Below are 25539 nucleotides of genomic sequence, written 5' to 3' on the forward strand. Positions count from 1 at the left end.
ATCCCAAGAAAAGGGCCGCAGATCGCTCTGCGGCCCGTCGTCATTGAGATTAAGAGTGGCTTAGGCCAGCGAGCTGTCGATGTCCTTGCACGCCTGGATCAGGCCCTGGACCGAGGCGACCGACTTGGCCAGCATCGCCTTTTCGTCGTCATTGGTGGTGAACTCGACCACCTTCTCGACGCCTGCGGCGCCGATCAGGGCCGGGACGCCGACATAGAGGTCGGACAGGCCGTATTCGCCCGACAGCCAGACAGCGCAGGGCAGGACGCGCTTCTCGTCCTTCAGATAGGACTTGGCCATGGCGATGGCCGATTCAGCCGGGGCGTAGAAGGCCGAACCGGTCTTCAACAGGGCGACGATCTCGCCGCCGCCCTTGCGGGTGCGCTCGACGATGGCGTCCAGTTCGTCCTGGCTCAGGAAGCCGGCCGAGACGGCGTCCGGCAGGGGCAGGCCGCCGACGGTCGAGTGGCGCACCATCGGCACCATGTCGTCGCCGTGACCGCCCAGGGTCCAGGCGTGGATGTCCTGAACCGAGACGCCGGTCTTTTCAGCCAGGAAGTAGGCGAAGCGCGCCGAGTCCAGCACGCCGGCCATGCCGACGACCTTCTCCTTGGGCAGGCCTGAGAACTTCTGCAGGGCCCAGACCATGGCGTCGAGCGGGTTGGTGATGCAGATGACGAAGGCGTTGGGGGCGTGTGCCTTGATGCCCTCGCCGACAGCCTTCATGACCTTCAGATTGATGCCGATCAGGTCGTCGCGGCTCATGCCCGGCTTGCGCGGCACGCCGGCGGTGACGATGCAGACGTCGGCGCCCGCGATGTCGGCATAGTCGTTGGCGCCCTTCAGGGCCACATCCGAGCCGAAGACGGCGGTGGCTTCGGCGATGTCCAGCGCCTTGCCCTGGGGGGTGCCTTCGGCGATGTCGAACAGGATCACGTCGCCCAGCGCTTCGCGGGCGGCCACATGGGCCAGGGTGCCGCCGATCATGCCGGCGCCGATAAGGGCGATCTTCGCGCGAGCCATGGATGTCTCCGGTTATTGCGTGTGCGAAAGGGGATTAATCGTGCGGGCGGTCTAGACCCGCAAGGGCGGCGCTGCAAGGCTGGCCGACGTTCGATCAGGAGCCCCAATGACCGACTTTCGTCCAGACCCCGCCTTCGCCGCCGGCTCCATCGCCGCCGCCGAATGGCCGCTGTGTCATGTGCGGCTTCAGGACGACGCCCGCTTCCCCTGGCTGATCCTGATCCCGCGCGTCGAAGGCGCGGTGGAGCTGGAGGACCTCAGCGTCGAACGGCGGGCCGTGCTGATGGAGGAGACGGTGCGGGCGGGGGCGCTGGTGCGGAGACTGGGGCCGGTCGATAAGCTGAACGTCGGGGCCATCGGCAATGTGACGGCCCAGTTGCACGTCCATGTGGTGGGGCGCCGCCGCGACGACGGCCTGTGGCCCGATCCGGTCTGGGGGCGAGGACCGGCGGTTCCCTATGCGGGGGAGGCGCGGGCGCGGCTGTTGGATTTGATCGCGGGCGGGTGAGCCGCCGCGCGCCCGTCAGATGATGTCCAGCGGCGTCTCCCGCGTCGGCGGGGGGAAGGCTTCGTCGAGGCGGTGCAGGTCCTCGGCGTCGAACTGGATCTCCAGGGCGTCGGCGTTGGCCTCCACGTGCTCGACCGAGCTCGCCTTGGGGATGGCGATCACCCCGTCCTGGCGCAGGACGGCGGCCAAGGCCACCTGGGCCGGGTCGGCGTCGTGGCGGTCGGCGATGTCGCGGATCAGCGGATGGTCCAGCAGGCCGCCGCGCCCCAGGGGCGAATAGGCCATCATCGGCATGTCGCGCGCCTGCAGCCAGGGCAGCAGGTCGAACTCGACCCCGCGCGACCCCAGATGATAGAGCAGCTGATTGGCCGCGCAGTCCTCGCCTCCCTCGATCTCCATCAGCCGCTTCATGGCGCGCAGGTCCAGGTTGGACACGCCCCAGCGGACGATCATCCCTTCATCGACCAGTTCCTGGAAGGCGGCGACCGTCTCCTCCAGGGGGACGCGGCCCTCCCAGTGCAGCAGATAGAGGTCCAGCCGGTCCGTCCCCAGCCGTTCCAGCGACTTTTCGCAGGCCAGCATCATCTTCAGTTCGGAGGCGTTCTCGGGTCGGACCTTGGACACCAGAAAGACCTCGTCGCGACGGCCGGCGATCACCTCGCCCACCAGCCGTTCGGAGCGGCCGTCGCCGTACAGTTCGGCCGTGTCGATCAGGGTCAGGCCCAGGTCGATGCCGCGGGCCAGGGCCTGCTGTTCGGCGTCGCGCCGGGCGGGATGGTCGCCGATCTCCCACGTCCCTTGGCCCAGGGCGGGAACGGTCGTACCGTCTGCAAAGGTGACGAGGCGGGTCATGTCGGTCCTGTTCCATTCGCGGCGAAAGGCCGCCTTGGCTTGGGTATGGAGAGGTTGAGATGCGTACCCGGCTTATCAAGACCGACGGCCTTGTCCAACAGGTGCTGGAGGCGGGGTATGAACAGCCTAACGCGCCCCTGGTCCTGCTGATCCACGGCTTCCCCGAACTGGGGATCAGCTGGCGCGCCCAGGTCGAAGCCCTGTCCCTGGCGGGATACCATGTCGCGGCGCCGGACATGCGCGGTTACGGCGGCACGGACAAGCCCCAGGGCGCCGCCGCCTTTTCGATCCTGCATCTGGTCGGGGACATGGTCGATCTGGTGCGGGCCCTGGGCAAATCGAGCGCCGTCGTCGTGGGCCACGACTGGGGCGCGCCGGTCGCCTGGTGCTGCGCCCTGCTGCGGCCTGATCTGTTTACGGCGGTGGCCGGCCTGTCCGTGCCGTTTCAGCCGCGCCGGCCCCAGGGACCGCCGACGACCGTCATGGCCGTCCTGTCCGAACGGGCCGGGATGGGCGACCTCTATATCAACCGGTTCCAGGCGGCCGACGCTCATCTGGCGCTGGAGGCCGATCCGGCGATGACGCTGAGGAAGCTGTTCTGGGCCTATGACGGCGCCACTCCGGCGTCGAAACGGGCCACCGGCTTCATGGCGCGGGGCGTCGGCCTGCTGGACAGTATTGATGACGCCGCCGACCTGCCGCCGTGGATGAGCGCGGCCCATTTCGCCGAATATGTGGAGGCCTTTTCGGCCGGCGGCTTTGACGCCCCGCTGAACTGGTACCGCGCCATCGACCTGAACTGGTCGCTGACGGCCTTTGCGCAGGAGCAGCGAATCCTCCAGCCGGCCCTGTTCATCGTCGGCGAGAACGACCCTGTGCGCCACTACGCAGGATCGGCCGAGGCGGGGCTGAAGGACTGGGTTCCGAACCTGAGCCGGTCGGTGGTCGTGCCCGGCGCCGGTCACTGGATTCAGCAGGAGAAGGCCGAGGCGGTGAACGCCCTGCTGCTGGCCTTTCTGAAGGATCTGCCGGACGCGGACGGGGTCCAGACGTAAGCCTGCGTTAACCTTGAAGCCGCAAGTCTGCCGTAAAGGTCGGGGACGGTGCCGCGAACCTCGGCGGACCCGCCGACCCGTCTTCTCGCCGTTCTCGGAGCCCCCCCCATGCATCGCCGCCAAATGATCCTGTCCGGCCTGGCCACCGCCGCAGGGGCCTCGTCTCTGGGCGCCTGCGCCTCGGCGCCGGCCAATCCCAACTATCCGATCAGCTCCGACAATTCGGCGCCCGCCTACACCTTCGACGAGCTGGTCGCGGCCGGGTCCAAGGAGCTGGGCATCGCCGCCGAGGTGGTGGGCGGGGCGATCGAGCGGGTCTTCGCCGACCAGGGCGATCGCCCCACCGCCTATATCGCGGGTGAGGAAGGCTCCGGCGCCGTGGTCGTCGGCGCCCGCTACGGCCGCGGCGCCCTGCATATGAAGGACCTGTCGGCCTCTCAGGAAGTGTTCTGGCAAGGCGCCTCGGTGGGTTGGGACTGGGGCGGCAACGCCAGCCGCGTCTTCACCCTGGTCTATGGCCTGTATCATCCGGACATGATCTATCGCCGCTTTCCGGGCGTCGAAGGCTCGGCCTATCTGATCGCGGGCCTGGGCGTGAACTATCAGCGGGCCGACGGGATCACCCTGGCCCCCATCCGCACCGGCGTGGGCCTGCGCCTGGGCGCCAATGTCGGCACCATGAGCTACAGCCGCCAGCGCAATCTGCTGCCCTTCTGAACCGGCCTTGAGCCCCGACCCTATTCCTGCGGAATGGGGTTGGTGCGGGGGTCGGGGCCGTTTGTGACGACGCGGTCGCGGTCGCCCAGATCCTTGACGATCTTGACGTCCGCAAAGCCTTCCGCCTCGAACAGGGCCTTGACCTGCGGGCCCTGGTCCCAGCCGATCTCGACCGCGAAGACGCCGCCAGGCTTCAGGATGCGCCGGATCTCGGGGGCCAGGTCGCGATAGGCCTGCAAGCCATCGGGGCCGCCGTCCAGGGCCAGATGCGGGTCGTGGTCGCGCACCTCCGGGTCCAGGCCGGCGATAAGGTCGGTCGGGATATAGGGCGGGTTGGACAGCACCAGGTCAAAGCTCGCGTCGCCGAAACCGGCCGCCCATTCCGTGCGCAGGAAGGTGGCGCGCTCGTTCAGATCCAGATTGGCGGCGTTCTCCTTGGCGACCGCCAGGGCCTCGGTGGAGATGTCGGTGCCCACCCCCTTGGCCGCCGTCCGCTCGGCCAGCAGGGCCAGCAGAATGGCGCCTGAACCCGTGCCCAGGTCGACGGCGGTGAAGGCTTCGTGCCGGGCGAAGGCCAGGAGGGCGACGTCCAACAGGGTCTCGGTGTCGGGCCGGGGGCTGAGGACGTCGGGGGTGACGTTCAGCATGATCTTCCAAAAACCTTTCTTGCCGACGATGCGCGAGACCGGCTCGCGGCGCAGGCGGCGGTCGATCATGGCCGTATAGGCGGCCTGCTGCTCGGGGGTGACGATCCGATAGGGGTCGGTCAGTATGTCGGTGCGGCTGGCGCCGGCGGCGGCCTCCAGCAACAGGCGGGCGTCGATGGCCGGGCTGTCGATGCGGCCGTCCTTCAGTCGGGCCTGGGCGGCCTTCCACACGGTCAACAGGGTCGCGGCGCCGTCGGCGGGCTTGGGGGAGAGGGGCTCGAGGGTCATGACGGCTGATTGGCCCTTCGCACAGGGGATTTCAAGCGCGACCGGGCGCCGTGGCCTGGGAACGCGGGGGGCGGCTTCGCCGTTCGCCTGCTGATGTTCAGGTTCAGATCTTCGCCGCAGCCCCGTCGTCGTCCCTGGTGGAGGTTCGTCGCCGCCGCCCTGGGCGGCCTGACCGCCGGGGCGGGCGCGGCCCATCTGCTCTACACCCAGGGGCATAAGGTGGGGGTGGAGCTGCGCCCCAAACGCCCCGAACCCCTGCCGCCCAAGCCGCCGACGCCTGAAGACTATGAAGCCAGGGAGCCGGGCCGGGGCCGGCTGGCCAGACGGCCGGAACAGATTCCACACAAGGGCTGGATCGACATACTGTGGCGGACCGGCGGCTCCTATTTCGGCGACCGGGTCGGTTTCGTCGCGGGGGGCGTGACCTTCTTCACCCTCTTGTCCCTGTTTCCGCTGCTGGGGAGTTTCGTCACCCTTTACGGCCTGTTCGCCGATCCGGCCGACGCCTGGAGCCGGCTGCAGTTCCTCTATGCCGTCATGCCCGACAGCATCGCCCAGTTCCTGGGCGGAGAGATGGAGCGGCTGGCCCGGAACTCCAGCGGCCAGCTGACCTTCACCCTGATCTGGACCCTGGCCCTCTCGCTGTGGACCGCCAACGGGGCGGTCAAGGTGCTGTTCTACGGGCTGAACGTCGCCTATCACGAGGTCGAGCGGCGTAACATCGTCCGCTATAATCTGCTGTGCATGGGCTTCACCATCGGGGCCATTCTGGCCCTGTTGCTGACCTCGGCCCTGGTCGTCGGGGCGCCGGTGGTGATCCGGCTGTTCGGCCTTCAGGAGGAATGGGGCCTGTTCGCCCTTTTGCGCTGGCCCCTGCTGCTGGTCGGCTATGTCGCGGCCCTGACCCTGATCTATCGGTTCGGCCCCTGTCGGCAGAAGGCGCGCTGGCGCTGGCTGACGCCGGGCGCCCTCTTCGCCGCCTTGCTCAGCCTGACCGTCTCCTTCCTCTTCAGCTGGTATCTGACCAACTTCGTCCGCACCGACTCCTACGGCCCCCTGGCGGCCATTATGGGCTTTCTGCTGTGGACCTGGCTGTCGGTGCAGGTGATCCTGATGGGGGCCGAGCTGAACGCCGAGATCGAGCACCAGACGGCCATGGACACCACGACCGGCAAGCCTCAGCCGATCGGGGATCGGGGCGCCAAGGTCGCCGATACGGTGGGCGCGCGCCGGGGCAATCCGGCCGCCCTGGCCTTCACCCAGCGCCACGCCGAGGCCATGGCCGACCGGCTGACGCGCCGCCGCAGCCGCCGCGAGCGGGACGCGGCCGCTACAGAATGAAGCGGCTCAGGTCGACGTCCTTGGTCAGCAGACTCAACTTGTCGCGCACCGCCGCCCCGTCGAAGGTGACGGTCTGGCCCGCCAGGTCCGAGGCCTTGAAACTGGTCTCCTCCAGCACCCGCTCCAGCACGGTCTGAAGCCGCCGGGCGCCGATGTTCTCCACCGCCGAATTGGCCGCCACCGCCGCATCGGCCAGGGCCTCGATCGCGTCCTCGGTGAAGGTCAGGGTCACGTCCTCGGTCGCCAGCAGGGCCTGGTTCTGACGGATCAGATTGGCCTCGGGCTCGGTCAGGATCCGCTTGAAGTCGTCGCGCGTCAGAGCCTTCAGCTCGACCCGGATCGGCAGCCGCCCCTGAAGTTCGGGCAGCAGGTCCGACGGCTTGGCCACATGGAAGGCGCCCGAGGCGATGAACAGCACATGGTCGGTCTTCACCGGCCCGTATTTGGTCGAGACGGTGGTCCCCTCGATCAGGGGCAGGAGGTCGCGCTGCACCCCCTCGCGCGACACGTCGGCGCCGGAGGCCCCCTGACGCGCCGCCACCTTGTCGATCTCGTCCAGGAAGACGATGCCCTCGTTCTCGGCCAGGATCAGGGCCTCCTTGGTCAGGCTGTCCTGATCCAAGAGCTTGTCGCCCTCCTCGGCGATCAGGGGGGCGACGGCGTCGCGGACCGTCAGCTTGACCGTCTTGGTCCGGCCGCCGCCCATCTTGCCCAGCATCTCCGACAGGTTCAGCAGGCCCACGGCCCCGCCGCCGGGGATGTCCAGCCCCTGGATCGGCGACCCCGTGTCGGCCAGGGCGATCTCGATCTCCTTGTCGTCCAGCTCGCCGGCCCGCAGCTTCTTCCTGAAGCTGTCGCGCGTCGTCGGCCCCGCGCCGGGGCCGACCAGGGCGTCCAGAATCCGGTCCTCGGCCGCCCCTTCCGCCCGCGCCCGCACCTCGCCGCGGCGACGGTCGCGCACCATGACCAGGGCGCTCTCGACCAGGTCGCGCATGATCTGATCGACGTCGCGGCCGACATAGCCGACCTCGGTGAACTTGGTCGCCTCGACCTTCAGAAAGGGCGACCCCGCCAGCCGCGCCAGCCGCCGGGCGATCTCGGTCTTGCCCACGCCGGTCGGGCCGATCATCAGAATATTCTTGGGCGTCACCTCGTCGCGCAGATCCTCGGGCACGCGCTTGCGACGCCAGCGATTACGCAGGGCCACGGCCACGGCGCGCTTGGCGTCGTCCTGGCCGACGATGTAGCGATCCAGTTCGGAGACGATTTCGCGGGGGGAAAGGTCAGTCATGGCGCTCACATAGGAGGCCGAGAACCGTTGCGGGAGAGGGCAGGGCGTCGCGGCGCTGTTTCGCTAGACCGCCAGCCTCAACGCCAGGGCGGTCAGGGCGACGGCAAGGACGGGGAGGGTCAGGATCAGGCCGATCTTGATGTAATAGACCCAGCCGATGCGGACCCCCTTTCGGGCCAGGACGTGCAGCCACAGCAGGGTGGCCAGGGAGCCGATGGGGGTCATCTTGGGGCCCAGGTCGCTGCCGATGACATTGGCGTAGATCATGGCCTCGCGCACCGGGCCGGTCGCCGAGGAGGCGTCGATGGACAGGGCGGCGATCAGGACCGTGGGCAGGTTGTTGGCGACGGCCGACAAGGCCGCAGTGAGGAAGCCGGTTCCGAAGGTCGCCCCCCAGACGCCGCCTTCGGCGAAGCCGTCCATCAGCTGGGCCAGATGGCGCGTCAGCCCGGCGTCGCCCAGTCCATAGACCACCAGATACATGCCCAGCGAGAAGATCACGACCTGCCAGGGCGCCTCGCGCAGGACCTTGGTGGTGCTGATCTTCGACCCGCGCCCGGCGACGATCAGCAGCACGACGGCGCCGGCGGCGGCGATGGCCGAGACGGGAAGACCCCGAGGCTCCAGAACGAAGAAGCCCAGCAGCAGCAGACCCAGCACCAGCCAGCCGGCGATGAAGGTCGCCCGGTCCTTGATGGCGGTCTCGGGCCGTGGCAGGCGGTCCACCTCATAGGCCTTGGGGATGTCGCGCCCGAAGACGGCGAACAGGACGGCCAGGGTCGCCGCGACCGAGGCCAGATTCACCGGAACCATGACCGCCGCATAGCGATCAAAGCCGATGTCGAAGAAGTCGGCCGAGACGATATTGACCAGGTTGGAGACGACCAGCGGCAGGCTGGCCGTGTCGGCGATGAAGCCCGCCGCCATGACGAAGGCCAGGGTCGCCTTGGGCCCATAGCCCAGGGCCAGCAGCATGGCGATGACGATGGGCGTCAGGATCAGGGCCGCCCCGTCATTGGCGAACAGGGCCGAGACGGCCGCGCCCAGCAGGACCACCAGGCCGAACAGCCGCCGCCCATGGCCCCCGCCCCAGCGACCGATGTGAAGGGCCGCCCATTCGAAGAAGCCGGCCTCGTCCAGCAGCAGGCTGATGACGATGATGGCGACAAAGGCCGCCGTCGCATTCCAGACGATGCCCCAGACCACGGGGATGTCGTTCAGGGCCACCACCCCCAGCAGCAGGGCCGCCGCCGCCCCGCCCAGGGCGCTCCAGCCGATCTGCAGCCCCTTGGGCTGCCACAGCACCAGGACGATGGTGACGGCGAAGATCAGAAGGGCGACGATCATGGGCGGATCCTAGCGCGGACCGGCGTCCGCAGCGAACCTGTAGCTTGCGCCGCGTCATATTTCTAGTATCTTGGAATAATGGAATCCGAACCCGCCATCCTCGCCCTCGCGGCCCTGGCCCAGCCCACGCGGCTGGAGGCCTTTCGCCTGCTGGTTCGCAGCGAGCCGGACGGCCTGGCGGCCGGCGCGGTGGCGGATCGGCTGGCGGTTCCGGCCAATACGATGTCGGCCCATCTGGGCGTGCTGTCGCGGGCGGGGCTGATCCGCGCCCAGAGACGCAGCCGCTCGATCGTCTATCGCGCCGATCTGGATCGGCTGGGCGACCTGGTGCTGTTCCTGCTGAAGGACTGCTGCCAGGGCCGCGCCGAACTTTGCCGACCCCTGCTGGCCGAACTGGCCCCCTGCTGCGACTGAGGCCCCTATGGACATCGTCATCTATCACAACCCCGCCTGCGGGACGTCCCGCAACACCCTGGCCCTGATCCGCCACGTCGGGATCGAGCCCCATGTGGTCGAATACCTGAAGACCCCGCCCAGCCGGACCCTGGTGGCGCAGATGATCGAACGGACGGGCGGATCGGTGCGCGACATCCTGCGCGAAAAGGGCACCCCCTATGCGGAGCTGGGCCTGGGCGACCCCGGCCTGTCGGACGATCAGCTGCTGGACGCAATCGAGGCCCATCCGATCCTGATGAACCGGCCGATCGTGGTCTCGCCGCGCGGCGTGAAACTGTGCCGGCCGTCCGAGGCGGTGCTGGACCTGCTGCCCGACGAGGGGCTGAAACCCTTCGTCAAAGCGGACGGCGAGGTGGTGATCGACGCCGACGGCCGCCGGGTCGGCGGATAGCAAAAAGACGTCCCCCGGACCGGAGGACGTCTCAATGCGCCAGACGTCGTCGCCGGTTCAGGCGGCCTTGCCGGCCTTCTTGGCGGCCAGCTTGTCCTGGTGGGCCTTCATGCCGGCCGAGATCAGTTCGGCGGCCTCGCCGGCGTCGCCCCAGCCCTTGACCGTGACCGACTTGCCCTTCTCCAGGTCCTTGTAGCGGGTGAAGAAGTGTTCGATCTGTTCGATCAGGATGGCCGGCAGCTGACGATAGCTGGCGATCTCGGTGTAATAGGGGTTCAGCTTGTCGACCGGCACGGCCAGGATCTTCTCGTCGCCGCCGGCCTCGTCCACCATCTTCAGCACGCCGATCGGGCGCGAGCGGATGACGCAGCCCGGCACCACCGGCGTCGGGTTCAGCACGATCACGTCGCAGGGGTCGCCGTCGTCCGACAGGGTATGGGGAACGAAGCCGTAGTTGCCGGGATAGTACATGGCCGTGTGCAGGAAGCGGTCGACGAACAGGGCGCCGGACTCCTTGTCCATCTCATACTTCACCGGCAGACCGCCTTGCGGGATCTCGATGATGACATTGATGTCCCAGGGAGCGTTCGGGCCGACCGGAATGGCGTCGAGGTTCATGGCGGGTCTTTGCTGCGACTGCGAAAATCTTGAAAGCGAGGGGTGATAGGACGGGCGGGCCGCCTGGGCAAGGGCGACGTGCGTTCAGACCCTTGCGCCCGGCGTCGGAGCGGGTTCACTAGGCGCCATGACCTGGATCGACTGGACCGCCCTGACCCTCTTTTTCGTCTGCTGGCTGGGCTATGGGCCGATCCTGAGATTCATCGCCCGGCACGGCGGCGCCCTGAACGAGGACATGGTCCATGTCCGCAATCGGTGGATGGCGGCCATGACCCACCGCGAGATCCGGCTGGTGGACAGCCAGCTGATGGGCCATTCGATCAATTCGGCCTCGTTTTTCGCCTCGACCAATCTGCTGCTGATCGCGGCGGTGGGGGGGATTCTGTTCGGCGGGGAGAGCAAGCTGGAAGGCTTCGCCGCCGTGGGGGCCGAAAACGTGCCGATCCGCATTCTGGAGGCCAAGCTGGCCCTGGTGCTGATGTGCCTGGCGCGCGGCTTTTTGGACTTCATCTGGGCCCTGCGTCAGATGAACTACGCCCTGGCCCTGATCGGGGCGGCGCCCGAGATCCAGTCCGAAACGGACCGCAAGGCCTATGGCCAGGCGGCGGGGGAGTTGCTGAACCCCGCGCTCAGCGCCTTCAGCCAGGGGGTCAGGGGCTATTATTTCGCCCTGGCGGCGGCGGCCTGGCTGTTCGGCCCGATGTGGCTGGCCCTGGGCGTGGCTTCGGCCTTCGGCCTTCTGATCTATCGCCAGGAGGCGTCGCCGGCCGCGCGCGCCATTCGCAACGCCCGCCGTCTGCTGGGAGAAGGCTGATCATTGTGCAGGCGCACAACGGGCTTCCCGCGCGGTGTGGCGCCTATGAGGCGAATTAGGACCGTAACCGCCGTAATTGCGTAACATCCTGTGACCGTCAGGACGCGCAGAGCCCTTGACCGTTTGTGCGTTGCAACCTAAGTTCTCCTCTGACGCCTCCGGGCGTCTTGCCCTTCCTGGGCGTTTCCTCCCTATAGACTTTCATGCCGCGCCTCCGGGCGCGGCTTTTTTTTGGCTGGTCGCCGATAAGTCGCGCCGGCCTAAACGCCCCAGGGCTCAGAGCACAGGGCGGCGATGACGCGGGTCAGGGCCTTGTGCGTCTTCTGATAGGCGGCGTTGGGCGCCTGGCGGCCCTCGTCCAGATACAGACGGCGGTTCAGTTCGATCTGGACGGCGTGAAACCCCTCCTTCGGCCGGCCCCAGACCTGGGTGGACCAGCCCCCGGCGTAGGGGTGGTTCAGGCCCACCCGCCAGCCCAGCCCCTGGAACAGGTCGCGCAGCCGCCGCGTCAGCCGCGGATCGCAGGCGGCGCCGTGTCGGTCGCCCAGCACCACCTCCACCCCGGCGGCCCGCGCCGGCATCGAATGCCAGTCGATCAGCAGTGCGCGCCCCTGGCGGGCCAGGGTCTGACGCATCAGGCCCTCCAGCGCCTGATGATAGGGCCGGTGGACCGCCGCGATCCGGGCCTCCGCCTCGGCCCGCGACAGGCGCCGGTCATAAAGCGGCAGGCCGTCGCCGCTGCGGCGGGGGATGACGCCGTATCCGGCTCGGGTCTTGGCCCCGACCGCACCGTCAGCCCCTTCGATCAGTTCGGGGTCCAGTTCGGCGGGGTCACGGTTCAGATCCACATAGGCGCGGCCGATCCGGCCCTCGATCAGGGGCGCGCCGCACGCCGGCCCGGCCTGCACCAAGGCGTTGACCCGGGCGTCCTCCGCGCTCTTCAGACTGGCGTCCGCCAGGCCGGGGGCGGGCGCCATGTCCGCCGGATAGAGATCGCCCGAATGGGGCGAGGCGAAGACCAGGGCCGTCTGGGGCGCGTCCGCAGGCGGCGTCGTGATCGCGAAATTGGCGCCGGCCGGGGTCATGTCCACCGCATAGCGCGTTTCGCTGTGGAAGGAAGTCGTGCGACCGGCGAATTTCATCGCCGGTTTACCGTTGTGGGCCTAGCGTCGCTCCTCTGAATTCAAGGGGCCTTTTCGAATGGCGCGCATCCTCCTGGCCGAAGACGACAGTTCGCTGCGCGGGTTCCTGACCCGCGCCCTGGAGCGGGCGGGCCATCAGGTCATCGACTGCGAAAACGGCGACGACGCCATCGACGCCCTGGAGCACGGCCCCTACGACCTGCTGCTGACTGACATCGTCATGCCCGGCGCCGACGGGATCGAGGTGGCCCGCGTCGCCGCCGCCCGCCAGCCGGGCCTGCGCATCATGTTCATCACCGGCTTCGCCGCCGTCGCCCTGACCGCCGCCCAGGCCTCGCCCCAGGCCAAGGTCCTGTCCAAGCCCGTCCATCTGCGTGACCTGGTCAATGAGGTCGAACGGATGGTGGCGGCCTGAGCGTTGAAATCGCGACGGTTTTCCAGAAATCTCGTTGCGGCGGTCAAAGCCGCTTGATGCGGGCCGGTCGTGCCGCTATACGACCGCCCTTCCCGCTCTCGAACCGATCGAGAGCCGCCACGGCGGACGCGTAGCTCAGCGGGAGAGCACTACGTTGACATCGTAGGGGTCACAGGTTCAATCCCTGTCGCGTCCACCATTCCTCCCCAAGACAATCGAAGACTTGTCGAGCCCAGCGCATGCGCCGTTCAGGGCTGTGGCTGTTGTGTCGGTCGCAGCAGGGTCAGGTCGTAGCCCAGGTCGCGGGCGCGGTTCATCAGGGCGTCGCGGACCTGAGGCGAAGGTTGGGGCGTGCGCGACATCAGCCACAGATGGCGGCCCGGAGGTTCGCCAACGATCGACCAGGAAGCGAGCACGACCGCTCTCAGCCCACGGCCTCGCCTCGCCCCTTACCGCGGCGCGCGTTTCGCCAGGATGCGTTGCAGGGTGCGGCGGTGCATGCCCAGGCGGCGGGCGGTTTCCGAGACATTGTGGTCGCACAGCTCATAGACCCGCTGGATATGCTCCCAGCGCACCCGGTCGGCGCTCATCGGGTTTTCGGGCGGCTCGGGGGCCGCGTCGCCGCTCGCCAGCAGGGCCTTGACCACGTCGTCGGCGTCGGCGGGCTTGGACAGATAGTCGACGGCGCCGGCCTTGACCGCCGCAACCGCCGTGGCGATGGCGCCGTAGCCGGTCAGCATCACGATCCGGGCGTCCTCGCGCCGCTCGCGCACCGCCTCGACGATCTTCAGCCCGTTGCCGTCCTCCAGCCGCATGTCCAGGACGGCGAAGGCCGGGGCCTTTTCGTTCAGCCGCAGCTGAGCCTCGGCGACCGAGGCGGCGGTGGTCACCTCGAAGCCGCGCGCCTCCAGCGCCCGCCCCATCCGGGTGCGCAGGGCCTGGTCGTCGTCCAGCAGCAGCAGGGACTTGTCGGGCAGGGCGGCGATGCGGGTCTCAAGCTCGGGCATTCTGTTCTCCTGCTGAATCAAGTCGGGGCCGGAAGTCGTTCGGTCAAGGGCGAGCGGCCGCCTGCGACGCTTCGACCCAATACGGGCGGGGACGGGGTTTGGACGCGCTCAGGCCGCCACCTCCAGCGCCGGACGGGCCCATCGCACCGCCACGCGCGCGCCGCGCAGGGGAGCGCGGCCTTCGGGGGCGGCGCCCGGCCGCGGCAGGCCCTGGCCCACGCTGACCACCCCGCCGGTCCGCTCCAGCAGGGTGCGGGCGATGAAGAAGCCCAGGCCCATGCCGCCCTGGCTGGGGGCGACCGTGGTCTCCGGCCCGCCGCGCCCGGCGCCGGAGGCCGCAGCGGCGATCTGGGCCGCCAGGGCCAGGCGCGCCTTGCCGTGCGGGCGGCTGGTCACATAGGGCTCGCCCAGCCGGGGCAGGATGTCGCTGGGAAAGCCCGGCCCGTCGTCCAGAATGGCGATCTCGATCCAGCCGGCGTCGACCTGGGCCTGGACCCGCACGGTGGAGGCGGCGAAGTCGGCGGCGTTCTCGACCAGGGTCGACAGGCCGTGCACCACTTCGGACAGGCGGCGCACGCGCGGGGCCGGCTGACCGGGCGGGGTCTTGACCAGGACCTCAAAGGCCAGGTCGAAGCCCCGGTGCGGCTCGACCACCTCCTCCAGCAGGGCCTTCAGGGCCACGTCGGCGTACAGGGCGTCGTCCCCCTCCGGTCGGCGCGACAGCTGGGCCAATATGCCCCGGCACCGTTCGGCCTGTTGCAGGATCAGGGCCGCGTCCTCGGCGGCGTCGCTGTCGGGCGCCGAGGCGCGCTGAAGTTCCTTGGCTACGACCTGGATGGTGGCCAGCGGCGTGCCCAACTCATGGGCCGCGGCCGCCGCCAGACCGCCCAGGGCCGCCAGTCTCTGTTCGCGCTGCAGCACGTCCTGGGTCGTGGCCAGGGCCAGCTCCAGCTTCTCGGCGTCGGCCGCCACCCGCCAGGCGTAGCCGGCGGTGAAGACCACACCGGTCACCAGGGCCATGGCCATCCCCAGCCGATAGAGCAGGGGCAGGTGAAAATTCTCGCCCGGACGCCAGGGCAGGGGCTCGGACCAGAAGAACAGCACCCCCACGGCGATCAGGGCCAGAAGGCCCAGCGCCACGGCCTGGCGCGCGGGCAGGGCGGCGGCCGCGATCGTCACCGGGGCCACCAGCAGCAGACAGAAGGGGTTCTCCAGCCCGCCGGTCAGGCCCAGCAGAAGGCTGAGCTGAAAAATGTCGAACCCCAGGTGCAGGGCCGTGGTGCGTCCGTCCGGCAGGCTGGCCTCCAGCCGCCGCACCCGCGCCATGGCGCCCACGTTCACCGCAGCGCTGACGGCGATGACGATCAGACAGGGCCACAGCGGCAGGGGGAAATGCAGCCCCTGAGACGCCGTCAGGATCGCCGCGCTCTGCCCCAGTATGGTCAGCCAGCGCAGGACGATCAAAGTCCGCAGGGAAAAGCCGCGTCCCCTACGGGCGCCGTCGGCGGGGCCGGGCTGCGACAGGGCGCTGTCCACGGCCGCCCCCTCTGAAAGGGACGGCCGCCCGTGCGGCGCGATGTGGTCTTCTGTCGAGGTCACGGGCCTTCTATAGACCGGGGCCGAGGTTTTCGTCAGAGGTCGTCATGCCGCGTCGTTCCATCCTGCTGTTCGCCGGCGCCTGTCTCGCCATCGCCGCCGCCCTGGCCATCGTCACCGTGGTGGTGGTCGGCAATCGGCCCAGCGCGACCCGGGGCGAGATCGGCGCGACCGGCCAGCCCCTGGTCGGCGGCGACTTCCAACTGGTGAACCAGGACGGGCGTCCGGTCGATCAGACCCTGCTGAACGGCAAATGGAGCCTGGTCTTCTTCGGCTTCACCTACTGCCCCGAGTTCTGCCCCACCACCCTGGCCGAGCTGGCCGCGGTGCAGCAGCGGCTGGGCGACAAGGCCGACGATCTCCAGATCGTCTTCGTCAGCATCGACCCCGAACGCGACACGCCTCAGCAGCTGAAGGACTATCTGTCCTCAGACGGCTTCCCCAAGGGGACCATCGGCCTGACGGGCACGCCGGACCAGGTGGCCCAGGCGGCCAAGGCCTACCGCGCCTATTACGAAAAGGTCGGCGAGGGGGAGGGCTATACGATGAACCACTCCCTGACCGTCTATCTGATGGGACCGGACGGCAAGTTCCGCACCGCCGTCGCCTATGGCCTCGGGCCGGACAAGGCGATCCGGATCATCGAGGACGCCATGGCGCGGGGCTGAGCCCTCACAGGTAGATCGGCGTTTGGTCGGCGTCCCTGATCGCGTCGATCATCTGCGGCGTCTCTCCTAGACCGCCAAGGGCGAGCGGCACCAAAAACATGTTTCTGGGCGACATGAACCGTTTGAAGTGGGCCTTAATAATCGGCAACGGGTGAGTGGTCGGATGGCCGGGAAGGCGAAGACCTGCTTGCGAAACGTGGCAGACCTTCCAGCCGTCCTTGTTGAGCCTCAGTTTGGAAGAAAGCCCTCCACGCGCGTACTTCAGGCGAGGCTTCTCTGCGGCCTTGATCGCGAAAGCCAAAGGCATTTCCCCGCGGTCGAACAGCGTTGAGATTTCCTCAAGCGTGGGGGTTTGGCCTTTCAGCGCCATGGCGAAGGCCCAGTGCGCCGGAGTGTTATCGGCGCATGTAAGGAGCCGACCTGAATCATGGACATCCTCAGCGCCGCGCCCCCAATTGGGCGTGCGGCATAGCAGGGGCAAATCTGATTCAGCCCAAGCTTCGATCACAAGATCCCAACGCTTGAGCGCTTCGGCAGAGGGGCGGGGTCGTCGAGGCGAAAAGGCCCATTCGCGAGCCAAAGTCCGAAGGGCAGGCTCCATTTCGGAGAGGGCTGCTGAAGCCGCCTCTGACGATGTTTCGTTCAACTAACCCCGCTCCTTCGTCTTGGTGAAGGCCACCTTGGGGAAGCGTTCGCCGACGTAGCCGGTCTCCCAGCTGGACTTGGCCAGGAAGACGGGGGCCTGGTCGATGTCGCGGGCCATCTGGGGGCGGTATTTGCCCATGAAGTCCTCCAGATCGGCGTCGGACGCGTCGGAGGTCGGGGCGATCCAGCGGGCCTCGGCATAGGGGCTGGGTTCGAAGACGACGTCCAGGCCGTATTCCTCGCCCAGCCGGTCGGCCATGACCTCGAACTGCAGCTGGCCCACGGCGCCGACGATGAAGTCCGCCCCGATCTCCGGGCGGAACAGCTGGGTCACGCCTTCCTCGGCCAGACCCTCCAGCGCCTTCTTCAGGTGTTTGGCCTTCAGCGGGTCCTTGACCCGGACCCGCTGCAGGATTTCAGGCGCGAAGTTCGGCAGGCCGGCGAAGCGCACCACCCCGCTCTCCGACAGGCTGTCGCCGACCCGCAGCACCCCGTGGTTCGGAATGCCGATCACGTCGCCGGCGAAGGCGTCGTCGGCCAGTTCCCGGTCACTGGCGAAGAACATGATCGGCGCATTGACCGACAGGGACTTGCCGGTGTTCTGGACCTTCAGCTTCATGCCGCGCTTGAAGGCGCCCGAGGCCATGCGGAACATGGCGATCCGGTCGCGATGGTTGGGGTCCATATTGGCCTGGACCTTGAAGACGAAGCCGGTGACTTCTTCGGCGCCGGGCTCCACCGTCGTCTCTACGGGCGCCGGGGCGTTGCGGGTCTCAGGCGGGGCTTCCTTCCGGGCCTTCATCACCTTGGGCGCCGGCGCCCAGTCGCCGATGGCCTTCAGCAGTTCGTCTATGCCGAAATGGCGCAGGGCCGAACCCCACAGGACCGGGGTCATATGGCCCTCCAGGAAGGCCTGACGGTCAAAGGCCGGATAGCCGCCTTCGACCAGCTCCACCGCCTCGCTCAGGGCCGCCTGCTCGCCCGCCTCGAAATACTGGGCCGCCTGGTCCAGGGGCAGGGCGGGGGGATGGTCGGGGTCCTCGGCGGCGCCGGCGGCCTTGCGGGCATAGGGCTGGAACCGGCCGGTCCCGACCTCGACCATGCCGCGCAGACGATTGCCGCTCTCGGCCGGCCACCAGATGGGCGCCGGGTCCAGTTGCAGCCGCGAGGCGATGTCGTCCAGCAGGGCCATCGGATCCTGGGCCTCGCGGTCCAGCTTGTTGATGAAGGTGATGATCGGAATGTCCCGAAGACGACAGACCTCGAACAGTTTCAGCGTCTGCGGCTCGATCCCCTTGGCGGCGTCCAGCACCATGATGGCGCAGTCGGCGGCGGTCAGGGTGCGATAGGTGTCTTCCGAGAAGTCCTCGTGCCCGGGCGTATCGAGCAGGTTGAACATCTTGCCGTCGTGCTCGAACGTCATGACCGAGGCACTGACGGAAATGCCGCGCTCCTTCTCGATCTTCATCCAGTCGGACCGGGTCCGCCGGTTCTCGCCCCGCGCCCGCACGGCGCCGGCCGCGCGAATGGCGCCCCCGGCCAGCAGGATATGCTCGGTCAAGGTCGTCTTGCCGGCGTCCGGGTGGGCGATGATGGCGAAGGTGCGCCGGCGCGCGGCTTCTTCAGGCAGGGTCAGTGAGGACATGGCGCGCGACTAGCGCGCCCGGCGCAGAAAGTCACTCGCCGGAGCGCTGCGCCTTTGCGCCACATCAAATAACCCCTCGCCATCAGGGGCTATTGGAGTCATGCTCGGCTTTGAGGAAGCGATCAGGCCGTCAGAGCCGGGCGTTCCTCTCCCGGAGCGATCCGGGTTCATAGGGAAAGGAAATGACGATGGCTGTGATCCATCCAGAAGACCGCGTTTCGGGCCTCGATCGCTCGTCCTACGAGCGCCCGCGCAAGATGCACCCGGCCATAGGGCTGGCGATGGGCTTCGGCTTCATCTTCGCCGTCGCCGCCGTCGTGCACATCCTGTTCACGGCGCTCTGACGCGGGTTTGAAGGCCGCCGCTTCAGGCGGCCAGACGGTTCCAGACGGCGCGATCGGCGGCGATCGCGTCGAGGCGACGGCCCTTGTCGTGCAGCTGTCCCATGACGGCGTCGGGCAGGGTGCAGAAGCGCGGCTCGACCAGATCGGGATTGCACCCGGCCTCGGGCGCGGCGAACAGGGCGGCGTTGACGTCCGGGCTGCGCTCGGCGATCAGCCAGGCCAGGCGGCGCGCCCGTGCGGGATCGTTGCGGTGCAGCAGCGGATCCTCGGCGAACAGCTCGCAACCCAGCTCCAGCACATAGTCGAAGCCCAGCTTCTCGAACCGGCGCGCGTCGGCGGGCGTGACCGGGCAGGCCTCGTCCAGGTCGAACACGACGTCGTTCAGAAGAAACAGCATGGGCGCGACGCCTTCGGCGATCCGGACGCGATGTCGTCCGTGATCCCCGTTTTAGCCGCCTTGGCTTGCAGTCCCGTTCACGGACGCGGTTAAGCCTTTGTGACCGGCGGGCTCAGCCCGCGTCCATCACCCCACGCCCATCACCCCGCACCCAGGGCGCCCACCGCCAGATTGACCGCCAGGGCTACGATCACGGTGTTGAAGACGAAGGCGGTCAGGCTGTGGACGCTGGACAGCCGACGGACCCCCCGGTCGCTGATCTGCACATCAGCCGTCTGGCAGGCTACGCCGATGATCAGGGCGAAATGCAGAAAATCCCAATAGTCGGGCTGGGTCTCGCCGGGAAACATCAGGCCGCCGCGGTCCCCGCCCTCGTGATCCCGCTGATAGAAGGCGTGGGCGTAGTGCAGGGCGAACATCAGATGGATGAAGGTCCAGGACAGGGCGACCGTCCCGAGGGCCAGCAGGCCGCCCGTCAGGGGAGAGCCGTGGCTGCGCGCCTCGCCGACCACCACGACGACGCTGGCCGCCGCCGCCAGAAGGCTGAGCGGCAGGACGGCCGCGCCGGTCTGATCCAGGGCGGCGGCGCGCCGGCGGATCGCATCGGCGTCCTGGGCCCGGGCCATCCGCGCCAGGGTGGCGGCGATGAAGACCGCGACCCCGGCGATCCAGCCATAGGCCGTCCGGGTCAAGGCGTCGTCGGCCACAGGGGTGAAGAGGGCGACGGCGATCACCACCCCCAGGCTGGCGAGGAGGACGCCGTAGAGGCGAAGGGGGCGAAACAGGCTCATGACCGCCGATCATGACGCCCGGCGCGCCCTCGGCAAGGGGCGACCGAGCCCCCGCGCGCCCCTAGACGAAAAGCGAAGGGGCTGACGCGACGTGACCCTTGCGAAGCCCGGCGTGGTCGGCTTACGTGATCACGCATTGTTACAGCCTGGCCGCCGCCGGAAAGGGTTCCGCATGACCGTTTATGAAGATCGCGCTGGATTGCAGGTCGCGGCCGAACTCGCGGCCCTGATCGAACAGGAGGTCCTGCCGGGCCTGGGTCTGGACCCGGCGGGCTTCTGGTCGGGAACGGCGGCCGTCTTCGCCCGGTTCGCCCCGGAAAACCGCGCCCTTCTGGCCCATCGCGACGCCCTTCAGGCCCGGATCGACGACTGGCACGACGGGCGTCGAGGCCGGCCCTATGACGTCGCCGCCTCCCAGACCTTCCTGCGCGAGATCGGCTATCTGGTTGAAGAGCCTGAGCCCTTCACCATCGGCACGACCGGGGTGGACGCCGAGATCGCCCGGATGGCGGGGCCGCAGCTGGTGGTCCCGATTCTAAACGCCCGTTTCCTGCTGAACGCGGCCAACGCCCGCTGGGGCAGTCTGTATGACGCCCTTTACGGGACGGACGCCCTGGGCGACCTGCCGAAAGGCGGCGGCTATGATCCCGAACGCGGCGCCCGGGTCGTGGCCCGCGCCAAGGCGTTTCTGGACGAGGCCGTCTCTCTGGCCCAAGGCTCATGGTCCGATCTGACCGACATCGACGCCGTCGTGCTGAAGGATGCAGCCCAGTTCGTGGGGCGGACGGAAGGCTCTCGCCTGTTCCGCCACAACGGGCTGCATATCGAGGTGATCGTCGATCGCGCCCATCCGGTCGGGCGCACCGATCCGGCCGGAATCGCCGATGTGGTGCTGGAATCGGCCCTGACCACCATCTGCGACCTGGAGGATTCGGTGGCCGCCGTCGATGCGGCGGACAAGGTCTGCGCCTATCGCAACTGGCTGGGTCTGATGAAGGGCGACCTGGTCGAGACCTTCGACAAGGGCGGCAAGACCCTGACCCGCCGCCTGAACCCGGACCGGGCCTTCATCGCGCCGGACGGTTCGACCCTGACGCTGAAGGGGCGTTCGCTGCTGTTCGTGCGCAACGTCGGCCATCTGATGACCACCCCCGCCGTCCGGCTGCCGGACGGGTCCGAGGCGCCGGAAGGGATTTTGGACGCCGTCGTGACCAGCCTGATCGCTCTGTACGACATCAAGGGGCTGGGCGGGCTGGGCAACAGCGCCACGGGCTCGGTCTATATCGTCAAGCCCAAGATGCACGGCCCGGACGAGTGCGGCTTCACCAACCGGCTGTTCGACGCGGTCGAGGATCTGCTGGCCCTGCCGCGCCACACGATCAAGGTCGGGGTCATGGACGAGGAGCGCCGCACCTCGGCCAATCTGGCCGCCTGCATCCATGCGGTGAGGGACCGGATCGTCTTCATCAACACCGGCTTCCTCGACCGCACCGGAGACGAGATCCACACCGCCATGCGGGCCGGCCCGGTAGTGCGAAAGGGCGACGTCAAGTCCAGCGCCTGGATCGCCGCCTATGAGGCGCGCAACGTCGCCATCGGCCTGAAATGCGGCCTGTCAGGCAAGGCCCAGATCGGCAAGGGCATGTGGGCCGCGCCCGACCGGATGGCCGACATGCTGGAGCAGAAGATCGCCCATCCGCGGACCGGCGCCAACACCGCCTGGACCCCGTCGCCGACCGCCGCCACCCTGCATGCGCTCCACTATCACGCGGTCGACGTCTTCGCCGTCCAGGCCGAGGTGGCGACGCGGCCGACGCCGGGGCTGGACGATCTGCTGACCCCGCCCCTGGCGAACGGCGTCAACTGGTCCGAGGACGAGGTGAAGGCCGAGCTGGACAATAACGCCCAGGGCATTCTCGGCTATGTCGTCCGCTGGATCGACCAGGGGGTCGGCTGCTCCAAGGTGCCCGACATCCACGACATCGGCCTGATGGAGGACCGCGCCACCCTGCGGATCAGCTCCCAGCATATCGCGAACTGGCTGTTGCACGGCGTCTGCACGGCCGAACAGGTGGACGCGGCCCTTCTGAGAATGGCCGCCAAGGTGGACGCCCAGAACGCCGGCGACCCGCTGTATCGTCCCATGGCGCCCGATCCGGACGCCAGCCCCGATACAAACCTGGCCTATCAGGCGGCCCGCGCCCTGGTGTTCCAAGGGGTGGAGCAGCCGAACGGCTATACCGAGCCCCTGCTTCACGCCTATCGACTTAAGGCGAAGGCCGCACACTGACGCCAATCAGCGTCCGTCGCCCTCGGGGTGAGCGCCGGGTGTCGGGACGGAAAAGCCTTCAGCCCCCCGTTCGCCCCGGTGGGAGGTCGGGCGCGCGCTCCAGCGGCCCGTCCTCGTCTTCGGCCAGCATCAGGTCCTCGGCGGCGTCATTGTTGGCGCCGGAGGTCTGACCCTGGGCCGGACCGGGCGGCGGGGCGGGGCGGTTCGTCGCCGACCACGCACGATCGCCGTAGCCGAACCGGCCCAGCGCCTCGTCGCCCTCCAGGCCGAAGGCGCTGCGAATCCGCAGGTCGGTCTGGGGGAAGGGGACTTCGATGCCGGCCCCGTCCAGGGCGTCGGCGATCAGCCAGGTATAGGCCGCGTGCATGGCCGCCGGTCGCTTGACCGCCTCGCGCGTCGGCCAGACCAGCAGTTCGAACTCCAGCCCCTTGTCGCCGAACCCCACCAGCCAGACCTGGCTCTTGCGCGCCTCGGTCTCGGGCAGGGTGAAGGGGCTGGACCGGGCGCAGGCCAGCACCGCCTCGCGCACCCTGCCCCGATCCGACCCATAGGCGACGGCGAAGGGGACATGGATCCGCCGAGTGTCGCCCTTCAGGGTCCAGTTGGTCACCGGCTGTTCGATCAGCCGCGAATTGGGCACCAGGACATTGACGTTGTCATTGGTCCTGACCCGCGTCGCGCGCGGCCCGATCTCCATGATGGCGCCGCGAATGCCGATGTCCTCGATCTCGATATAGTCGCCGACAGAGACCATCCGGTCGAAGATCAGGAACAGGCCCGAGACGAACTCCTTGACCACCCCTTGCAGGCCCAGACCCACGCCTATGCCCAGGGCGCCGGCGAAGACCGCCAGGGACGACAGGTTCAGCCCCGCCGTCGACAGGGCCGCCATGACGCCCAGTATGATCACCGCATAGCCGGACAGCCGCTCCAGCAGATACAGGGCCTGACGGCTGCGTTCGGCCCGTTCGCGCACGCGCCGCAGGGCGCGGGTGATCAGCCAGCTGACGCAGAAGGCGCCGATCAGGATCACGCCTGCGCCGACCAGACCGCCGACGGTCAGGCTGGCCCCGGCGATCCGCAGGACCGGCGACTGTTCGATCGCCTCCAGGTTCAGCTTCTCGATCGTAGAGACCATCCGCCTCAAGCGCGCGGCGAAAGGCCAAGGTTCCGCCCGCGATGACGCGCGTTTCCGTCAGTGACCCATGACGGCCTGGATTTCGCCGAACAGCCCGGCGGAGGTGAAGGGCTTGCCCAGGTGACGGTTCGCCCCGGCCTCCCGACAGGCGGCCACATGCTCCGCCTGGGTATTGGCCGTCAGCATGATGATGGGCGCCGGCGGCCGACCCGCGGCCTGTTCCTGGTCGCGAATGCGAGCGACCGCCGTGATTCCGTCCATCCGAGGCATCTGGATGTCCATCAGGATCAGGTCGAACCGTTCGCGCTCCACGGCCTCCACCGCCTCCACCCCGTCCTCCGCCATGACCACGTCGGCGACGCCGTCCAGCATCATCTCGACGATCCGCCGGTTGGTGGGGTGATCGTCGACGACCAGGACGTTCATTCGCCCTTCGGCCGCCGCAGCCCCCGGGTCGTCGCAGGCGGCGGCGAGGGGGATGTCCAGCCAGAAGACCGAGCCCCCGCCCTCGCGCGGTTCGCCGTCCACCTCGCCGCCCATAGCCCTTGCCTGCTCGCGCGCCAGAGCCAGACCCAGCCCCATGCCGCCGAAGCGCCGCGTCAGGGCGTCGTCGCTCTGATGGAAGGGGGTGAACAGGGCGTCCTTCTTTTCAGGCGCGAAGCCGACGCCCGTATCCAGACAGGCGAAACGGATCACGCCGTTCTCGCGGCCTTCGATCCTCAGGCGGATCTCGCCCCGGTCGGTGAACTTCAGTCCATTCTGCAACAGGGGCGTCAGGATGCGCCCCAGGGCCTCCGCGTCGCCCAACAGCCGGGCCGGGAGGTCGGGCGAAATCTCGAGATGCAGGGCCAGACCCTTGGCCTCCGCCGCCGCGCGGTGGGGCGCGACAAGCTGTTCGGCGAAGGCGGTCGGCTCGAACGGCCCGGCCTTGGGCGCGCTGGGCGCAGCGCCCATGCGCGACACGGCCATCAGATCCTCGAAACGGTGCTGAAGCGACGTCGCCGAGGCCCGAATCATTGCGGCGATCTCGCGGATGTCGACGGTGTCGGCGCGACTGTCCAGAAGGTCGGCGCCGGCGATCACCCCGTTCAGCGGCGTGCGGATCTCGTGGGTGATGTTCGATATGAAGGCGCTGCGGGCGTGATTGGCGCGTTCGGCCTGCTCCAGGGCGGATCGCAGGGCGTCTGCGTCTCGCTGTCTCTGGGTCACGTCTTCCGCCAGGCCGATCAGATGGCGCAGACCGTCGTCGTCATAGGTGGCGACCTTGGTCGCCTCCAGATAGCGGACGCCGCCGCGGCCGTGATCCTCATGCACGGCGGTCTCTCGGCCTCTGGTCATGGCGGCGGCCGTCCATTCGGCCAGGCTCGAAGGCAGGACCTCGGCGGGCTTCAGCCCCGCCAGGCCCCCCACCCGGTCGAACAGGGTCTCTGCGGCCCTGTTGGCCAGGATGAAGCGTCCGGTCCGGGCGTCCTTGACCGTCAGGGCCAGGGGCAGGACATCGATGACCGTATTCAGAAAGGCGCTCGATTCCGTCTCGGCCGTCACGTCCTCCGACTTGGCCAACAGCCGCACGATCCGGCCTTGATCGTCGCGGACCGCGCTGACCAGGGTGTTCAGATAGAGGCCCGCGCCGTCCTCAGCGCCTTCGGACCTGGAAAGCCGGGCGCGGAAGGAGAAGGCGCGACCGGCCCGCGCCTCCCTGACCGCAAGATCCACCGAGGCGCGGCAGGCGGACGGCCATATGTCGCGCCAATCCTGGGCGGGGTCGTTCGGAGCGGAAGTTCGAAGTCGCCGCGCCGCGCTGTTGACGTAGACTATTCGCCCCGAGGGGTTAAGCAGCCATACATTCGCTGGACAAGCTTCTGCGAGTTGGGCGTGAAAAGCATCGCCTTCGTAAGCCGTCTCGGCTTGAGGAGCGAACCTGTTCAACATTGAACTCCTAAACACTCAACACGATTCAGCTCCTCAGTATGCCGCACGGAGATGAAGTCGGAGTAAATCGGGCCGGTGAAATATTGCCCGCGCAAGTCTAGGTACATCTGCGTATGGCAAGCTTGGGCGGCATTTAACCATCCACGTCAATGATGCTTCCAGTTGTAGCGCCATAGCCGTG

Annotated in this window: 27 protein-coding genes and 1 tRNA gene; 12 read left to right on the forward strand and 16 right to left on the reverse strand. The window is 68.3% G+C overall.

All coding sequences use genetic code 11. The annotated features are described in order from the left end of the window. Positions 1-60 precede the first annotated feature (60 nt). On the reverse strand, positions 61-1023 hold the full coding sequence (gene mdh / locus BSP_RS04460; RefSeq protein WP_054764645.1) for a malate dehydrogenase: 963 nt from the start codon (positions 1021-1023) through the stop codon (positions 61-63). Positions 1024-1129: 106 nt separating this feature from the next. Between mdh and BSP_RS04465 the strand changes: the two genes are divergently transcribed. Beyond that, a complete protein-coding gene (locus BSP_RS04465; RefSeq protein WP_054764646.1) occupies positions 1130-1531 on the forward strand; it encodes an HIT domain-containing protein in 402 nt (133 codons plus the stop codon). 15 nt (positions 1532-1546) lie between these two features. On the opposite strand, the gene BSP_RS04470 is transcribed toward BSP_RS04465, so the two are convergent. Beyond that, positions 1547-2383, reverse strand: coding sequence for an aldo/keto reductase (locus tag BSP_RS04470; protein ID WP_054764647.1), 837 nt, complete (start codon positions 2381-2383; stop codon positions 1547-1549). A gap of 59 nt (positions 2384-2442) precedes the next feature. Here BSP_RS04470 and BSP_RS04475 point away from each other — a divergent pair, with 59 nt between their 5' ends. Further along, positions 2443-3438 (forward strand): alpha/beta fold hydrolase, encoded by a 996-nt coding sequence (locus BSP_RS04475; protein ID WP_152949435.1) that lies wholly within the window; start codon positions 2443-2445, stop codon positions 3436-3438. A 108-nt stretch (positions 3439-3546) separates the two neighbouring features. Beyond that, positions 3547-4155 (forward strand): DUF1134 domain-containing protein, encoded by a 609-nt coding sequence (locus tag BSP_RS04480; protein ID WP_152949436.1) that lies wholly within the window; start codon positions 3547-3549, stop codon positions 4153-4155. A 20-nt stretch (positions 4156-4175) separates the two neighbouring features. On the opposite strand, the gene prmC is transcribed toward BSP_RS04480, so the two are convergent. Further along, positions 4176-5090: a peptide chain release factor N(5)-glutamine methyltransferase gene (prmC, locus tag BSP_RS04485; protein ID WP_152949437.1), complete on the reverse strand. Its 915-nt coding sequence runs from the start codon at positions 5088-5090 to the stop codon at positions 4176-4178. A gap of 9 nt (positions 5091-5099) precedes the next feature. Between prmC and BSP_RS04490 the strand changes: the two genes are divergently transcribed. After that, a complete protein-coding gene (locus BSP_RS04490) occupies positions 5100-6431 on the forward strand; it encodes a YihY/virulence factor BrkB family protein (protein ID WP_224761167.1) in 1332 nt (443 codons plus the stop codon). Here the strand turns inward: BSP_RS04490 and hslU are convergent. Next, positions 6421-7722, reverse strand: coding sequence for an ATP-dependent protease ATPase subunit HslU (gene hslU, locus BSP_RS04495; protein WP_152949438.1), 1302 nt, complete (start codon positions 7720-7722; stop codon positions 6421-6423). The genes BSP_RS04490 and hslU overlap by 11 nt on opposite strands. 63 nt (positions 7723-7785) lie before the next feature. After that, positions 7786-9069, reverse strand: a complete 1284-nt coding sequence (locus tag BSP_RS04500; protein ID WP_152949439.1) for an arsenic transporter — start codon at positions 9067-9069, stop codon at positions 7786-7788. A 78-nt stretch (positions 9070-9147) separates the two neighbouring features. Between BSP_RS04500 and BSP_RS04505 the strand changes: the two genes are divergently transcribed. Together BSP_RS04505 and arsC are read left to right on the forward strand one after the other, a co-directional pair. Next, the gene (locus BSP_RS04505; RefSeq protein WP_152949440.1) at positions 9148-9483 is read left to right on the forward strand and encodes a helix-turn-helix transcriptional regulator; all 336 of its coding nucleotides are present in this window, start codon (positions 9148-9150) and stop codon (positions 9481-9483) included. Positions 9484-9490: 7 nt separating this feature from the next. Further along, complete coding sequence (gene arsC, locus BSP_RS04510) at positions 9491-9916, forward strand: arsenate reductase (glutaredoxin) (protein WP_152949441.1); 426 nt, start codon at positions 9491-9493, stop codon at positions 9914-9916. A gap of 57 nt (positions 9917-9973) precedes the next feature. Here arsC and ppa read toward each other — a convergent pair whose 3' ends face one another. Next, positions 9974-10534, reverse strand: a complete 561-nt coding sequence (ppa, locus tag BSP_RS04515) for an inorganic diphosphatase (RefSeq protein WP_054764655.1) — start codon at positions 10532-10534, stop codon at positions 9974-9976. A gap of 127 nt (positions 10535-10661) precedes the next feature. Here ppa and BSP_RS04520 point away from each other — a divergent pair, with 127 nt between their 5' ends. Further along, positions 10662-11348, forward strand: coding sequence for a DUF599 domain-containing protein (locus BSP_RS04520; protein ID WP_054764656.1), 687 nt, complete (start codon positions 10662-10664; stop codon positions 11346-11348). 260 nt (positions 11349-11608) lie between these two features. On the opposite strand, the gene BSP_RS04525 is transcribed toward BSP_RS04520, so the two are convergent. After that, positions 11609-12490 carry an N-formylglutamate amidohydrolase gene (locus tag BSP_RS04525; protein ID WP_152949442.1) on the reverse strand — a complete coding sequence of 294 codons (882 nt, stop codon included), beginning with the start codon at positions 12488-12490 and terminating at the stop codon, positions 11609-11611. A 58-nt stretch (positions 12491-12548) separates the two neighbouring features. Here BSP_RS04525 and cpdR point away from each other — a divergent pair, with 58 nt between their 5' ends. Continuing rightward, positions 12549-12905: a cell cycle two-component system response regulator CpdR gene (gene cpdR, locus BSP_RS04530; protein WP_054764657.1), complete on the forward strand. Its 357-nt coding sequence runs from the start codon at positions 12549-12551 to the stop codon at positions 12903-12905. Between the two features lie 124 nt (positions 12906-13029). Then, a tRNA-Val gene (locus BSP_RS04535) sits at positions 13030-13104 on the forward strand. Positions 13105-13153: 49 nt separating this feature from the next. Here the strand turns inward: BSP_RS04535 and BSP_RS04540 are convergent. From BSP_RS04540 to BSP_RS04550, 3 genes are all read right to left on the reverse strand, one after another. Continuing rightward, on the reverse strand, positions 13154-13321 hold the full coding sequence (locus tag BSP_RS04540) for a lipocalin family protein (RefSeq protein WP_227976037.1): 168 nt from the start codon (positions 13319-13321) through the stop codon (positions 13154-13156). A gap of 33 nt (positions 13322-13354) precedes the next feature. Then, a complete protein-coding gene (locus BSP_RS04545) occupies positions 13355-13912 on the reverse strand; it encodes an ActR/PrrA/RegA family redox response regulator transcription factor (RefSeq protein ID WP_054764658.1) in 558 nt (185 codons plus the stop codon). A 108-nt stretch (positions 13913-14020) separates the two neighbouring features. After that, complete coding sequence (locus tag BSP_RS04550; protein ID WP_227976038.1) at positions 14021-15511, reverse strand: ActS/PrrB/RegB family redox-sensitive histidine kinase; 1491 nt, start codon at positions 15509-15511, stop codon at positions 14021-14023. Positions 15512-15555: 44 nt separating this feature from the next. On the opposite strand from BSP_RS04550, the gene BSP_RS04555 reads away from it, so the two are divergent. Further along, the gene (locus BSP_RS04555; protein WP_152949443.1) at positions 15556-16176 is read left to right on the forward strand and encodes an SCO family protein; all 621 of its coding nucleotides are present in this window, start codon (positions 15556-15558) and stop codon (positions 16174-16176) included. Positions 16177-16180: 4 nt separating this feature from the next. Here BSP_RS04555 and BSP_RS04560 read toward each other — a convergent pair whose 3' ends face one another. Both BSP_RS04560 and BSP_RS04565 read right to left on the reverse strand, forming a co-directional pair. Then, a complete protein-coding gene (locus BSP_RS04560; RefSeq protein ID WP_152949444.1) occupies positions 16181-16546 on the reverse strand; it encodes a hypothetical protein in 366 nt (121 codons plus the stop codon). A 276-nt stretch (positions 16547-16822) separates the two neighbouring features. Beyond that, complete coding sequence (locus tag BSP_RS04565) at positions 16823-18466, reverse strand: peptide chain release factor 3 (protein WP_152949445.1); 1644 nt, start codon at positions 18464-18466, stop codon at positions 16823-16825. A gap of 188 nt (positions 18467-18654) precedes the next feature. Between BSP_RS04565 and BSP_RS16170 the strand changes: the two genes are divergently transcribed. Next, on the forward strand, positions 18655-18810 hold the full coding sequence (locus BSP_RS16170; RefSeq protein ID WP_182713469.1) for a hypothetical protein: 156 nt from the start codon (positions 18655-18657) through the stop codon (positions 18808-18810). A 22-nt stretch (positions 18811-18832) separates the two neighbouring features. Here BSP_RS16170 and BSP_RS04570 read toward each other — a convergent pair whose 3' ends face one another. Both BSP_RS04570 and BSP_RS04575 read right to left on the reverse strand, forming a co-directional pair. Continuing rightward, the gene (locus BSP_RS04570; protein ID WP_054764662.1) at positions 18833-19207 is read right to left on the reverse strand and encodes a hypothetical protein; all 375 of its coding nucleotides are present in this window, start codon (positions 19205-19207) and stop codon (positions 18833-18835) included. Positions 19208-19347: 140 nt separating this feature from the next. Then, positions 19348-19998, reverse strand: a complete 651-nt coding sequence (locus BSP_RS04575) for a DUF1345 domain-containing protein (RefSeq protein ID WP_152949446.1) — start codon at positions 19996-19998, stop codon at positions 19348-19350. A gap of 172 nt (positions 19999-20170) precedes the next feature. Here BSP_RS04575 and BSP_RS04580 point away from each other — a divergent pair, with 172 nt between their 5' ends. After that, a complete protein-coding gene (locus tag BSP_RS04580; protein ID WP_152949447.1) occupies positions 20171-22288 on the forward strand; it encodes a malate synthase G in 2118 nt (705 codons plus the stop codon). 58 nt (positions 22289-22346) lie between these two features. Here the strand turns inward: BSP_RS04580 and BSP_RS04585 are convergent, their stop codons facing one another. Together BSP_RS04585 and BSP_RS04590 are read right to left on the reverse strand one after the other, a co-directional pair. Continuing rightward, positions 22347-23426, reverse strand: coding sequence for a mechanosensitive ion channel family protein (locus BSP_RS04585; protein WP_152949448.1), 1080 nt, complete (start codon positions 23424-23426; stop codon positions 22347-22349). Between the two features lie 57 nt (positions 23427-23483). Next, the gene (locus tag BSP_RS04590; protein ID WP_152949449.1) at positions 23484-25358 is read right to left on the reverse strand and encodes a response regulator; all 1875 of its coding nucleotides are present in this window, start codon (positions 25356-25358) and stop codon (positions 23484-23486) included. Positions 25359-25539 lie beyond the last annotated feature (181 nt).

This window comes from Brevundimonas sp. Bb-A, assembly GCF_009394735.1.
Lineage (GTDB): Bacteria > Pseudomonadota > Alphaproteobacteria > Caulobacterales > Caulobacteraceae > Brevundimonas > Brevundimonas aurantiaca.

What these genes read in the sequence shown, in the direction of transcription:
- BSP_RS04565 (WP_152949445.1), bottom strand. Translation starts at nt 18,466, where the DNA reads ATGTCCTCACTGACCCTGCCTGAAGAAGCCGCGCGCCGGCGCACCTTC.
- BSP_RS04500 (WP_152949439.1), bottom strand. Translation starts at nt 9,069, where the DNA reads ATGATCGTCGCCCTTCTGATCTTCGCCGTCACCATCGTCCTGGTGCTG.
- BSP_RS04585 (WP_152949448.1), bottom strand. Translation starts at nt 23,426, where the DNA reads ATGGTCTCTACGATCGAGAAGCTGAACCTGGAGGCGATCGAACAGTCG.
- BSP_RS04575 (WP_152949446.1), bottom strand. Translation starts at nt 19,998, where the DNA reads ATGAGCCTGTTTCGCCCCCTTCGCCTCTACGGCGTCCTCCTCGCCAGC.
- arsC (WP_152949441.1), top strand. Translation starts at nt 9,491, where the DNA reads ATGGACATCGTCATCTATCACAACCCCGCCTGCGGGACGTCCCGCAAC.
- BSP_RS04465 (WP_054764646.1), top strand. Translation starts at nt 1,130, where the DNA reads ATGACCGACTTTCGTCCAGACCCCGCCTTCGCCGCCGGCTCCATCGCC.
- ppa (WP_054764655.1), bottom strand. Translation starts at nt 10,534, where the DNA reads ATGAACCTCGACGCCATTCCGGTCGGCCCGAACGCTCCCTGGGACATC.
- BSP_RS04570 (WP_054764662.1), bottom strand. Translation starts at nt 19,207, where the DNA reads ATGCTGTTTCTTCTGAACGACGTCGTGTTCGACCTGGACGAGGCCTGC.
- BSP_RS04470 (WP_054764647.1), bottom strand. Translation starts at nt 2,383, where the DNA reads ATGACCCGCCTCGTCACCTTTGCAGACGGTACGACCGTTCCCGCCCTG.
- BSP_RS04520 (WP_054764656.1), top strand. Translation starts at nt 10,662, where the DNA reads ATGACCTGGATCGACTGGACCGCCCTGACCCTCTTTTTCGTCTGCTGG.
- BSP_RS16170 (WP_182713469.1), top strand. Translation starts at nt 18,655, where the DNA reads ATGGCTGTGATCCATCCAGAAGACCGCGTTTCGGGCCTCGATCGCTCG.
- BSP_RS04480 (WP_152949436.1), top strand. Translation starts at nt 3,547, where the DNA reads ATGCATCGCCGCCAAATGATCCTGTCCGGCCTGGCCACCGCCGCAGGG.
- mdh (WP_054764645.1), bottom strand. Translation starts at nt 1,023, where the DNA reads ATGGCTCGCGCGAAGATCGCCCTTATCGGCGCCGGCATGATCGGCGGC.
- prmC (WP_152949437.1), bottom strand. Translation starts at nt 5,090, where the DNA reads ATGACCCTCGAGCCCCTCTCCCCCAAGCCCGCCGACGGCGCCGCGACC.
- hslU (WP_152949438.1), bottom strand. Translation starts at nt 7,722, where the DNA reads ATGACTGACCTTTCCCCCCGCGAAATCGTCTCCGAACTGGATCGCTAC.
- BSP_RS04555 (WP_152949443.1), top strand. Translation starts at nt 15,556, where the DNA reads ATGCCGCGTCGTTCCATCCTGCTGTTCGCCGGCGCCTGTCTCGCCATC.
- BSP_RS04580 (WP_152949447.1), top strand. Translation starts at nt 20,171, where the DNA reads ATGACCGTTTATGAAGATCGCGCTGGATTGCAGGTCGCGGCCGAACTC.
- cpdR (WP_054764657.1), top strand. Translation starts at nt 12,549, where the DNA reads ATGGCGCGCATCCTCCTGGCCGAAGACGACAGTTCGCTGCGCGGGTTC.
- BSP_RS04505 (WP_152949440.1), top strand. Translation starts at nt 9,148, where the DNA reads ATGGAATCCGAACCCGCCATCCTCGCCCTCGCGGCCCTGGCCCAGCCC.
- BSP_RS04590 (WP_152949449.1), bottom strand. Translation starts at nt 25,358, where the DNA reads ATGTTGAACAGGTTCGCTCCTCAAGCCGAGACGGCTTACGAAGGCGAT.
- BSP_RS04560 (WP_152949444.1), bottom strand. Translation starts at nt 16,546, where the DNA reads ATGGCGCTGAAAGGCCAAACCCCCACGCTTGAGGAAATCTCAACGCTG.
- BSP_RS04545 (WP_054764658.1), bottom strand. Translation starts at nt 13,912, where the DNA reads ATGCCCGAGCTTGAGACCCGCATCGCCGCCCTGCCCGACAAGTCCCTG.
- BSP_RS04525 (WP_152949442.1), bottom strand. Translation starts at nt 12,490, where the DNA reads ATGAAATTCGCCGGTCGCACGACTTCCTTCCACAGCGAAACGCGCTAT.
- BSP_RS04475 (WP_152949435.1), top strand. Translation starts at nt 2,443, where the DNA reads ATGCGTACCCGGCTTATCAAGACCGACGGCCTTGTCCAACAGGTGCTG.